This window comes from Cryobacterium sp. M91, assembly GCF_002929615.1.
GTDB classification, from domain to species: Bacteria; Actinomycetota; Actinomycetes; order Actinomycetales; family Microbacteriaceae; genus Cryobacterium; species Cryobacterium levicorallinum.
Genome location: NZ_PJJT01000083.1, coordinates 38,120 through 50,115, shown reverse-complemented (window position 1 = coordinate 50,115; position 11,996 = coordinate 38,120). Strand labels below are relative to the sequence as shown.

7 protein-coding genes are annotated in these 11,996 nt (G+C 64.4%); all 7 read left to right on the top strand.

Annotated features, from left to right (window positions below; translation table 11 throughout):
• Window positions 1–21: 21 nt before the first annotated feature.
• Complete coding sequence (gene lysS / locus CXY80_RS08990) at window positions 22–1,548, top strand: lysine--tRNA ligase (RefSeq protein WP_104132296.1); 1,527 nt, start codon at window positions 22–24, stop codon at window positions 1,546–1,548.
• Window positions 1,549–1,561: 13 nt separating this feature from the next.
• Window positions 1,562–1,708, top strand: a complete 147-nt coding sequence (locus CXY80_RS19710; RefSeq protein WP_166788352.1) for a hypothetical protein — start codon at window positions 1,562–1,564, stop codon at window positions 1,706–1,708.
• Between the two features lie 34 nt (window positions 1,709–1,742).
• Window positions 1,743–1,922 carry a hypothetical protein gene (locus CXY80_RS08985; RefSeq protein ID WP_092451794.1) on the top strand — a complete coding sequence of 60 codons (180 nt, stop codon included), beginning with the start codon at window positions 1,743–1,745 and terminating at the stop codon, window positions 1,920–1,922.
• A 6-nt stretch (window positions 1,923–1,928) separates the two neighbouring features.
• On the top strand, window positions 1,929–3,392 hold the full coding sequence (gene cls / locus CXY80_RS08980; RefSeq protein WP_104132295.1) for a cardiolipin synthase: 1,464 nt from the start codon (window positions 1,929–1,931) through the stop codon (window positions 3,390–3,392).
• 155 nt (window positions 3,393–3,547) lie between these two features.
• Entirely contained in the window at window positions 3,548–6,073 is a 2,526-nt protein-coding gene (locus tag CXY80_RS08975) for an ATP-dependent Clp protease ATP-binding subunit (protein WP_104132294.1), read from the top strand.
• 344 nt (window positions 6,074–6,417) lie between these two features.
• Window positions 6,418–6,966, top strand: coding sequence for an amino-acid N-acetyltransferase (locus CXY80_RS08970; RefSeq protein WP_233195194.1), 549 nt, complete (start codon window positions 6,418–6,420; stop codon window positions 6,964–6,966).
• Between the two features lie 212 nt (window positions 6,967–7,178).
• Entirely contained in the window at window positions 7,179–11,915 is a 4,737-nt protein-coding gene (locus CXY80_RS08965; RefSeq protein WP_104132293.1) for an ExeM/NucH family extracellular endonuclease, read from the top strand.
• Window positions 11,916–11,996: the final 81 nt, after the last annotated feature.

The following is an 11,996-nucleotide window of genomic DNA, read 5'->3' as shown; positions in this document are numbered from 1 at the left end:
ACAGCACCAACGGAGAACCGTATGAGCCAGAACACCCCGCCCATCTCGACCGACGACGAGGGCTTCTCCGACGCGGAAATGAACGAGCAGAAGGCCGTGCGCCTCGGCAAACGCGACCGCCTGAACGCGGCGGCCGCCAGCCCGGCCGGCGGCGCGTACCCGGTGTCGGTTCCGGTGACCCACACCATTCCGGCCGTGCGCGCCGAATTCGGCACGCTCGAAGCGGATGCCGTCACCGGCGTCATCGTCGGCCTGGCCGGCCGCATCGTGCACCTGCGCAATACCGGCAAGCTGTGCTTCGCCAGCCTGCAGTCGGGCGACGGCACCCGCATTCAGGCCATGGTTTCGCTCGCCGCCGTCGGCGATGAGTCACTCGCCGCCTGGAAAGACCTGGTCGACCTCGGCGACCACCTGTTCGTTACCGGCGAGGTCATCTCCAGCCGCCGCGGCGAACTGTCGATCATGGTCACCGATTGGCAGGTCGCCGCGAAGGCGCTGTTGCCGCTGCCGAACCTGCACTCCGAGCTCAGCGAAGAAACGCGGGTGCGCAGCCGCTACCTCGACCTGATCAGCCGCGAGCAGGCCCGCACCAACGTGCTGTCCCGTTCGAAGGCCGTCGCGAGCCTGCGCAAGACGTTCACTGACCTCGAGTTCATCGAGATCGAGACCCCGATGCTGCAGGTCATGCACGGTGGGGCATCCGCTCGCCCATTTCAGACCCACAGCAACGCCTTCGACACCGAACTGTTTCTGCGCATCGCGCCGGAGCTGTTTTTGAAGCGGGCCGTGGTCGGCGGCATCGACCGGGTCTACGAGATCAACCGCAACTTTCGCAATGAGGGCGCCGACTCCACCCACTCGCCCGAGTTCGCGATGCTCGAGGCCTATGAGGCGTACGGCGATTACAACTCCATCGCCGACCTCACCCAGAAGCTGATTCAGGATGCCGCGTTCGCGATTGCCGGATCGCACGTGGTCACCTGGGCCGACGGTACTTTGTTCGACCTCGGCGGCGACTGGGACCGCATCGGCATGTACGACAGCCTGTCCACGGCGGCCGGTATCACGATCACGCCCGAGACGCCGCTCGCCGACCTCGTCGCGATCGCCGATCGCGAAGGCATCGAGATCGACCACCCGATTCACGGCAAGTACGTCGAAGAGCTCTGGGAGCACTTCGTTAAGGGCGACCTGGTGCGCCCGACCTTCGTGATGGATTTTCCCATCGACACGAGCCCGCTCGTGCGCGGCCACCGCTCGGTGGCCGGGGTGGTCGAGAAGTGGGACCTGTACGTGCGCGGCTTCGAACTGGCCACCGGCTACTCCGAGCTCGTCGACCCGGTGGTGCAGCGGGAACGCTTCATCGAGCAGGCCAGCCTGGCCGCCGGGGGAGACCCGGAAGCGATGCGCCTCGACGAAGAATTCCTCCGCGCTCTCGAATACGGCATGCCGCCAACCGGTGGCATGGGCATGGGTATCGACCGTATGCTGATGGCCCTGACCGGCCTCGGCATTCGCGAGACAATCCTCTTCCCGCTGGTCAAGTAGTTAGTAGGTACTCATGAGCTATCTCCCCAAAGACGAATTAGAGCCCGACAAGGGCGGGCGCAAACCGCCGTCGATGAACCGCATCGCGATCTGGGTGATCGTCGGCGGCGTCGGCGTGTATTTTCTCGGCAGCGGAATCTACGGCATCCTGACCAAGTAGGGGCTTCACCAGCCTTTACGCGTAGTCTGGGGGTGTGATTGAGAACTTCTGGGGTAACGCGCTCTTTTCGGTCGTGCCCACCATTGCGCTTGGCCTCATCTTCTGGATGCTGATGCGCTCAATCCTGCGCGCCGACCGCACCGAACGTAAGGTGTACGCCCAAATCGAAGCCGAAGAACGCGCCCGGCTCGGTCTCGACAAACCGACCACCTAAGTACCAATGTTCGGCATCGACGGCCTGACCATCACCGTTCTGCTGGCCCTGATCGTCGACTTTTCCGTGCGCGTCGTGGCCATCATCGTGGTCCCTCGCAACCGCCGCCCGATGTCGGGCATGGCCTGGTTGCTGACCATTTTCTTCATCCCGTACCTCGGCGTGGTGCTCTTTCTGCTGATCGGCTACCGCACCCTGCCGAAGAAGCGCCGATTGATGCAGGATGAGATCAACCAGTTCATCCAGGGCAGCACCGAGGGCATGGAGCTCGTGCGCCGCGACCACCCGTGGCCCAGCTGGCTAGAATCGGTCGTTGAACTCAACCGCAACCTCGGGGCGATGCCGCTCGTCGGCGACAACACCGCGAGCCTGATCAACGACTATCAGCTGTCGTTCGACACGATGATTGCCGACATCGACCTGGCCAAGAAATACGTGCACGTCGAGTTCTACATTCTCTCGCTCGACCACACCACCGCGCCGTTCTTCGACGCCCTCGAGCGGGCGCACCGGCGCGGGGTCAGCGTGCGCGTGCTAATGGACCATATCCAATCAATGCGCAAGCCGGGTTTTCGCCAGACCAAGAAACGGCTGACGGATGCCGGTATCGACTGGGAACTCATGCTTCCGGTGCAGCCGTTCAAGGGTAAATGGCAGCGACCCGACCTGCGCAACCACCGCAAGCTGCTCATCGTCGACGGCCTGGTCGGCTTCATGGGGTCGCAGAACATCATCGACCGCACCTACAACATGCGTAAGAACATTCGTCGGGGTCTGAAGTGGAAAGACTTCATGACCCGGCTGGAAGGCCCGATCGTGTCGGGGCTCAACGCCATCTTCATTACCGACTGGTACAGCGAAACCAATGAGCTGCTCACTCGTGACATTGAGCCGGTGCATCCGCGGCCGGTGACCGATGCCCTCGACTGCCAGGTCGTGCCGAGCGGCCCGGGGTTCAAGGGTGAGAACAACCTGCGCCTGTTTCTCGCGTTGCTCTACTACGCGCAGGACCGCATCATCATCACGAGCCCGTACTTCGTGCCGGACGAATCGATCATGTACGCCATCACGACCGCCGTGCAGCGAGGGCTTCGCGTTGAGCTGTTCGTCTCGGAGATCGGCGACCAGGCCGTGGTTTATCACGCCCAGCGCTCGTACTATGAGGAATTGCTGACCGCCGGCGTGCACATCTACATGTACAAGGCGCCGTACATTCTGCACGCCAAGCACTTCACGATCGACGATGAGGTCGCCGTCGTCGGCTCGAGCAATATGGACCAGCGCTCCTTCAGCCTCAACATGGAGGTCTCGCTCATGGTGCGCGGCCGGTCGTTCGTGCGCAACCTCCGGGCGATGGAGGATGAGAACCGTTTGAACAGTCGCGAGTTGACCCTCGAGGAGTGGCGCAAGCAGCCGCTGCGCTCTACCATCCTCGACAACCTCGCCCGGCTCACTTCCGCCGTGCAGTAGCGCCCGGTCAAGCGGATGCTGCGCGCGGGCCCAGCGCGCAGCATCCGTCACGCTGCGCGTATCACGCCTACGGCGAACAAACGCCCGCGGGCGGCGCAGGCTGGTTATTCTCGATGTAACGGCACCAACTGCCCTGGCGCCAAGGGAGCGATCATATGTTTGAGAGATTTACCGACCGAGCTCGTCGCGTCGTCGTTTTGGCCCAGGAAGAGGCCAAGATGCTCAACCACAACTACATCGGCACCGAGCACATTCTGCTCGGGCTGATTCACGAGGGTGAAGGCGTCGCCGCGAAGGCTCTGGAGAGCCTCGGCATCTCGCTGGATGCCGTGCGCGAGCAGGTACAAGACATCATTGGCCAGGGGCAGCAGCAGCCCACCGGCCACATTCCCTTCACGCCGCGGGCGAAGAAGGTTCTCGAGCTGAGCCTGCGCGAAGCGCTGCAGCTCGGCCACAACTACATCGGCACGGAGCACATCCTGCTCGGCCTCATTCGCGAGGGCGAGGGCGTTGCCGCCCAGGTTCTCGTCAAGCTCGGCGCCGACCTCAACCGCGTGCGCCAGCAGGTCATCCAGCTCCTCTCCGGTTACCAGGGCAAGGAGCAGGTCGCGGTCGGCGCCAACGAGCAGGCGGCCAACACGGCCGGCAGCCAGGTGCTCGACCAGTTCGGCCGCAACCTCACCCAGATGGCCCGCGACAACAAACTCGACCCGGTCATCGGGCGCGAGAAAGAAATCGAGCGGGTCATGCAGATCCTCTCGCGTCGCACCAAGAACAACCCCGTGCTGATCGGTGAGCCCGGCGTCGGCAAGACCGCCGTCGTCGAGGGGCTCGCCCAAGCGATCGTCAAGGGCGATGTGCCCGAGACACTCAAGGACAAGCAGCTCTACTCGCTCGACCTCGGCTCGCTCATCGCCGGCAGCCGCTACCGCGGTGACTTCGAAGAGCGCCTGAAAAAGGTCACCAAGGAGATCCGCACCCGCGGCGACATTATCGTCTTCATCGACGAGATCCACACCCTGGTTGGTGCGGGTGCCGCCGAGGGCGCCATCGATGCCGCATCCATTCTCAAGCCGTTACTGGCCCGTGGTGAGCTGCAGACCATCGGCGCGACCACCCTCGACGAGTACCGCAAGCACTTCGAGAAGGATGCCGCCCTCGAGCGCCGCTTCCAGTCCATCCAGGTGAACGAACCGTCGCTGCCGCACACCATCAACATCCTCAAGGGACTGCGCGACCGCTATGAAGCGCACCACAAGGTATCCATCACCGACGGTGCCCTCGTAGCCGCGGCGAACCTCGCCGACCGCTACGTCTCCGACCGGTTCCTGCCCGACAAAGCCATCGACCTGATCGACGAGGCTGGCGCTCGCCTGCGCCTGTCAATCCTGTCGAGCCCGCCGGAGCTGCGGGAATTCGACGAGAAAATCGCCGTGGTTCGTGCCGCCAAGGAACTCGCCATTGAGGAGCAGGACTTCGAGAAGGCCGCCGGCCTGCGCGACGAGGAGAAGAACCTCCTCGGCGAGCGTCTGCGCCTGGAGAAGAAGTGGAAGTCCGGCGACGTCAAGACCACCGCGGTGGTCGACGAAGGCCTGATCGCCGAGGTTCTGGCCCAGGCCACCGGCATTCCGGTGTTTAAGCTCACCGAGGAAGAGTCCTCGCGGCTCGTCTTCATGGAAAAGGCACTGCACCAGCGCGTCATCGGTCAGGAAGAGGCCATCTCGGCGCTCGCCAAGACCATCCGTCGTACCCGTGCCGGCCTGAAGGACCCGAAGCGTCCCTCCGGATCCTTCGTCTTCGCCGGTCCCACCGGTGTCGGCAAGACCGAGCTCGCCAAGGCGCTCGCCGAGTTCTTGTTCGACGACGAGGCCGCCATGATCTCGCTCGACATGAGTGAGTACGGCGAGAAGCACACCGTGTCGCGACTGTTCGGTGCGCCTCCCGGATTCGTCGGCTTCGAAGAGGGTGGCCAGCTCACCGAGAAGGTGCGGCGCAAGCCGTTCTCCGTGGTGCTGTTCGACGAGATCGAAAAGGCTCACCCTGACATCTTCAACTCCCTGCTCCAGATTCTGGAAGAGGGCCGGTTGACGGATGGTCAGGGTCGCGTCGTCGACTTCAAGAACACCGTCATCATCATGACTACCAACCTCGGCACCAAGGACATCTCGGGCGGACCGGTCGGCTTCCAACTGGAAGGCGACACCACCACCGGGTACGAGCGCATGGCCGGCAAGGTCAAGGACGAGCTGAAGAAGCACTTCAAGCCCGAGTTCCTCAACCGCGTGGACGAGATCATCGTGTTCCCGCAGCTGACCAAGCCCGAGCTGCTGCAGATCGTCGACCTGTTCATCAAACGTCTCGGCGTGCGTCTGCTCGACCGCGACATGACCGTCGAAGTCGCCCTTGCGGCCAAGGAACACCTGATCGAGGTCGGATTCGACCCGACGCTCGGTGCTCGTCCGCTGCGCCGCGCCATCCAGCGCGAGGTGGAGGACCGCCTGTCGGAGAAGATCCTTCAGGGCGAGCTCAACGCCGGAGACCACGTGCACGTGGACTTCGTCGAGGGCAAGCTCGTCTTCACCACGACGACCCGGGCAGATTCGGTCGGCGTCGGAGTGAACACCGCAGCCGCCGTCGGCACCGGTCCGGCCACCCCCGACTTGGCGATCACGAGCGACTAGGTTTCACCCCGCGCTAGTTCAGCGGCAGAAGGCCCGGCAGATTCGTCTGCCGGGCCTTTTCCGTTCCCCCAGCACCGGCTGGCGTGCATAACTCCTGCAATTTCTGTGGCTTCCAGCCAACTTCCGCGTCTTTCCGGGGGTGGCCGGCCGGGGCCGCCACAATTTGCAGGAGTTATGCGCGGGGAGAGGGCGGCTGGACGGGGCATCCGTTCTGGTGGGGGCGAAAAGTGGGGGCCAATTCAGAAAGGACGGGGGTGGCGGGCGGCGGCGGCGGCGGAATCCCGCGGCACGATCCCTAGACTGGTGGTTTGATCCTGATTTAGCCACGAGAGGGGCCGATAGGCGTGACCGTATTGCAGCAGAGGGAGCCGGAACAACCCGAACTGGAGTATTCGGTGCGCCGCGCCCGCACCAGTGACGTTCCCGGCATTGAAGCGCTGGTCGAACCGCTCGTGCAGCAGCGCATCCTGCTCGGCAAGGACCGCGTCGTGTTCTACGAGGCGGTGCAGGAATTTCGGGTGGCCGTTGACTCCTCAGGGAAGCTGATCGGCTGCGGCGCCCTGCACGTCATGTGGGAAGACCTTGGCGAGGTGCGCACCCTCGCCGTCGACGCAAACTGGCTCGGCCACGGCGTCGGCTACACCATGATGCAACGCCTCGAAGCGGATGCCCGCGACCTCGGCTTGAGCCGACTGTTCTGCCTGACGTTCGAGGTGGGCTTCTTCACCCGCAACGGCTTCAGCGACATGGGTACCGAAACCGTCGATCCGGCCATCTACGCCGAGCTCGTGCGGTCTCCCGATGAGGGCGTCGCGGAGTTTCTCGACCTGGCACGGGTGAAGCCGAACACACTCGGCAACACCCGCATGGTGAAGCGCCTGACTCGTTCCTGAACCGGCGGAATTCTGCGTGACCGGCTCGATCGCGGCTATCTGTGCTGCGGGGCGCCGATTTCTGCTGCGCATACGAGCGAAATGAGCGGAGTTCACCCCCCGGACACCGCCCGTCACTAGGCTGCGAACTATTGCACCGGCCGGAACCACTCCACGGGGAGCAAGACCCTGGGTGCAATGAGACGACCATCGTTCAATGAATGAGGAGATCCATGTCATCCGCCGTTCGCAGCCGTTCGAGGCTGGTTTTCGCCACACTTCTGGGGGTAAGCCTCGCGGCCGCTCCGATCATTGCCATACCGGCCAGCGCCAACACCGCCGGCACCGGAGTCGTCATCAACGAGGCCTACCTGAACGGGGGCAGCTCGGGTGCGACCTACCTGAACAAGTTCGTCGAGCTGTACAACCCGACCAACGCCGACGTCTCGCTCGACGGCACGTCGATTCAGTATCGCGCGTCGGGCTCGACGTCGAATCCGACCTCGGTCCTCGCTTTGACCGGCACCATCGCCGCCGGAGGCTACTACCTCGTACAGGGCGGCTCGAACGCGACAAATGGCGCGTCGCTCCCAGAAGCGGATGCCGCCTCCGGCATCTCCTTTGCCGCCGGCTCCGGCACGATCTTCTTCGCCAACCAGTCCGCAGCGCTGTCTGCGCCCGCCATCGGCTCGCTCACCGGGCAGCCCGAGATACTCGACCTGATCGGTTACGGCAGCTCGAACACCTACGAGGGAACGGCCGCAGCCAACGCATCCGTCACCACCTCGGTGAACCGCACGAACTTCATTGACACCGATGTCAACGCCGCCGACTTCAGCTCGGCCACTCCAACGCCGACAAACACGGCGGGCGAGACCGGCAGCCCGGTCGACCCAGAACCCGACCCTGACCCAACCCCGGTGCCCGCCGAGCTGACTGCGATCAACGCGATCCAGGGAACGACCGATACGAGCCCGCTGGCCGGAACGGTCGTCAAGACGTCCGGCGTCGTGACGGCCGCCTACCCGACTGGCGGCTTCAACGGCTTCTACCTGCAGACCTCAGGGACCGGCGGCGATATCGACTTCGCCAGCCACACCGCTTCGCACGGCGTCTTCGCGTACTCCAACTCGGCCACCGCCGACGTGAAGATCGGCGACCACGTGCAGGTCGTCGGAACCGTCGTGGAGTTCTTCGGCCTGACCGAGGTCACCTTCAGCACCGTTGACGATGTCACCCAGCTCGCGGGCACCGACGTAGCCTTGCCGACACCGGTCACGGTGTCGCTGCCGACCAGCGAGGCGCAGCGGGAAACCCTCGAGGGCATGCTCATCGCGCCCCAGGGTGATTACACCGTCACCAACAACTACACAACCAACCAGTACGCCGAGATCGGCCTCGCCGCCGGAACGACGCCGCTGGTGAACCCGACCGTGACAGCACTGCCCGGCTCGGCCGAGTACACGGCGGCCATCGCGGCCAACGCCGCACGCGCCGTGACCCTCGACGACGGTGCGAGCACGAACTACCTCTCCAACACCAACCAGGGAACCCCAGTTCCGTACCTCACCGTCGCTGACCCGCTGCGCATCGGTGCGGCCGTGACCTTCACCAAGCCCGTGATCTTGGACTACCGCAACTCCGCGTGGAAATTCCAGCCCACCACGGCGCTCACCGCGGCAAACGCCGCCACGGTCCAGCCGGCCACGTTCGCCAATACCCGCACGGAGGCTCCCGAAGACGTGGGAGGGGACATCCGTCTGGCAAGCTTCAACGTCTTGAACTACTTCTCCACCGTCGGTGATTCCCTCGTTGGCTGCTCGTACTACAGCGACCGGGCCGGGAACCCGATAACCGTGCGCAGCGGATGCGACGCCCGCGGCGCCGCAAACACTGTCAACTTCGAACGCCAGCAGGCGAAGATCGTCGCGGCCATCAACGCCCTCGACGCCGACGTTGTCTCGCTCGAGGAGATCGAGAACTCGGCAGCCTTCGGCAAGGACCGCGACGACGCCCTCGCCAACCTGGTGAACGCGCTGAACGCAGCGGTCGGCAGCACGGCCTGGGCCTTCGCGGCCTCGCCCACCGAGCTCCCCGCCAACGAAGACGTCATCCGCACCGCTTTCATCTACAAGGTCGGTACGGTCGAAACCGTGGGTGGGTCCAAAATTCTCACCGGTTCCGCCGCGTTCAGCAATGCCCGCCAGCCGCTCGCCCAGGCGTTCCAGCTGGTCGGCGACACAAACAGCTCGTTCCTTGCCATCGTCAACCACTTCAAGTCGAAGGGCTCCGGAACCGGGGTCGACGCCGACATGAATGACGGCCAGGGGGCCTCGAACGCTTCCCGGGTGAACCAGGCCACGGCCCTCGTGGCCTTCGCCGACGATCTCACGGCCAGCACCGGTATCGACCGGGTGTTCCTCACGGGCGATTTCAACGCCTACGACCTGGAAGACCCGATCAGGGTTATCACCGACGCCGGGTACATTAACCAGGGCGCCAAGACCGGCGAATACAGCTATGCCTTCGGTGGCACGGTCGGCTCGCTCGACCACGTGTTCGCTTCGCCAGAAGCGGATGCCACGGTCAACGACGTCGACATTTGGAACATCAACTCCGTTGAATCGGTGGCCCTGGAGTACAGCCGGTACAACAACAACGTGACCGACTTCTACATTGCCGACGCGTACCGCTCCTCCGATCATGACCCGGTCGTGCTCGGACTCAACCTCGTCGCGCCCACCTCGGTGGAGCTCAACCTGCTGAACATCAATGACTTCCACGGACGCATCGACGCCAACACCGTCAAGTTCGCGGGAACCATCGAGCAACTGCGGGCCGAGTACGGCGACGCGAATTCGCTGTTCCTCTCGGACGGCGACAATATCGGTGCCTCGCTGTTCGCATCGGCATCGCAGAACGATCAGCCGACGATCGACGTGCTGAACGCCCTCGATCTGGCCGCCTCTGGCGTGGGCAACCACGAATTCGATCAGGGCTTCGCTGTCCTCGGGGCAAGAGTGGCCGATGCTGCCAACTTCGACTACCTCGGAGCCAACGTCTACAACGCGGGCACGGAAACGCCCGCGATGCAGGAATACGCCCTCATTGATGTTACCGGCGTGATGGTTGGCGTTATCGGCGCGGTGACGGAAGAGACCCCCTCCCTCGTCTCGCCGAACGGTATCGCGAGCCTCAGCTTCGGGGACCCTGTTGCCGCAGTCAACCGCGTTGCCGCGCAGCTCACCGACGGCGACCCCGCCAACGGCGAAGCGGATGTCCTGATCGCCGAGTACCACGAGGGTGCCGGCGCCGGAATTCCGGATGGCGCCACGCTCGAGCAGGAACTCGCCGCCGGCGGGGCCTTCGCGAGCATCGTGAATGACACTTCGGCCGAGGTCGACGCGATCTTCACGGGGCACACTCACAAGCAGTACGCCTGGGACGCCCAGGTTCCCGGCGCGGCCGATGGCGTCACGCGCCCGGTGCTGCAGACGGGCAGCTACGGCGAGAACATCGGTCAGGTTGTGCTCAGCTATGACGTGGCCTCCGGTGACACGACCACGGTGAAGAACCGCAACGTGGCCCGCTCGACCGTTGCCGATGCCGACCTCGTGGCCGCGTACCCGCGCGTCGCCGAGGTTCAGGCCATCACCAACGCCGCGTTGGCCGAGGCCGCGATTCAGGGCAACGTGCCCGTGGGTTCGGTCACCGCCGACATCACCCGGGCGTGCCTCGGTGGAGTCGCGCCGTGCGCCGAAAACCGGATGGCGCCATCCACTCTGGGGACGCTCGTGGCCAACTCGCTGCGCGCGTCGCTGGCCGACCCCACCATCGGCGGTGCCGAGATCGGCGTCGTCAACCCCGGTGGAATGCGTGCAGACCTCTCGCTGTCTCCTGACGGCGTGGTGACCTACGCCGAGGCGAACGCGGTGCTGCCGTTCCTGAACAATCTCTGGACGACGAGCCTGACCGGCGCACAGTTCAAGACCGTTCTCGAGCAGCAGTGGCAGACCAACGCCGATGGCACGATTCCGAGCCGGCCGTTCCTGCAACTCGGCTTGAGCGACAACGTGAACTACACCTTCGACGCGTCACGAGATGCCGGAAGCCGCATCACGGGCATCTGGATCGACGGTGCCCAGATCGACCCGGCGCAGTCCTACCGCATCGGTTCGTTCAACTTCCTGCTCACCGGTGGCGACAACTTCCGAGAGTTCACGAAGGGAACGGATACCCGCGACTCGGGACTCGTCGACCGCGACGCCTGGATCTCTTACATTCAGGCCAACAGCCCGCTGTCCCCGTCGTTCAAGGCCAGCCAGGCTTCGATCACCGGCGCCCCCACGGCCGCGGTCAGCCCGGGTGACACGATCACCTTCACGGTCGGCAGCCTCAATCTCACCTCGCTCGGCGCCCCGAAAAACACCCAGCTCACGCTGAGCTGGTCGGGCACCGACGTCGGTACGGCATCCGTTGATTCGACGGGCGCAGCCATCGTCACCGTCACGGTGCCGGCCGATGCCGTCGCGAGCAGTGTCCTCGAGATGACCGCGGTTGAATCGGGCACGATTGTACGCCTCGCCGTTGCGGTAACCGTGAGCACCGAACCGGGAGATGCGCCGACCGCAGCCCCAGCGAAGGATCTCACCAAAAAGCTGCGGAACGCGATCGACACCGACCGGAACTCCTATCGGGCCGGTGACACGGTCGCTGTCGAGGTTGGTGCCTCGCACGCCGGCGAGTACGTGTCGGTGTGGGCCTACGACAAGAAGAAGGCCGCCAACCTCGGCGGCTGGTTGCTCGTCAGCGCAGAGGGCACGGTGAGTGTCACACTCGCTGACGGCCTCAAGCACGGCAAGTACAGCGTGTCCGCGCAGAACGCTGACGGTGACGTAATCGGCTGGACCAACGTCACGGTCGACCACTCCAAGAAGGCACCGAAGCCGCCGAAACCAGGGCACCGCTAAGCCATGGTTTGTGCCGGGGCCCGCTCGCACCGTTTCGGTTGCGGGCGGGCCCCGGCCTGTTCCGGCGGCAATTGCTGCCGA

What these genes read in the sequence shown, in the direction of transcription:
- lysS (WP_104132296.1), top strand. Translation starts at nt 22, where the DNA reads ATGAGCCAGAACACCCCGCCCATCTCGACCGACGACGAGGGCTTCTCC.
- CXY80_RS19710 (WP_166788352.1), top strand. Translation starts at nt 1,562, where the DNA reads ATGAGCTATCTCCCCAAAGACGAATTAGAGCCCGACAAGGGCGGGCGC.
- CXY80_RS08965 (WP_104132293.1), top strand. Translation starts at nt 7,179, where the DNA reads ATGTCATCCGCCGTTCGCAGCCGTTCGAGGCTGGTTTTCGCCACACTT.
- cls (WP_104132295.1), top strand. Translation starts at nt 1,929, where the DNA reads ATGTTCGGCATCGACGGCCTGACCATCACCGTTCTGCTGGCCCTGATC.
- CXY80_RS08975 (WP_104132294.1), top strand. Translation starts at nt 3,548, where the DNA reads ATGTTTGAGAGATTTACCGACCGAGCTCGTCGCGTCGTCGTTTTGGCC.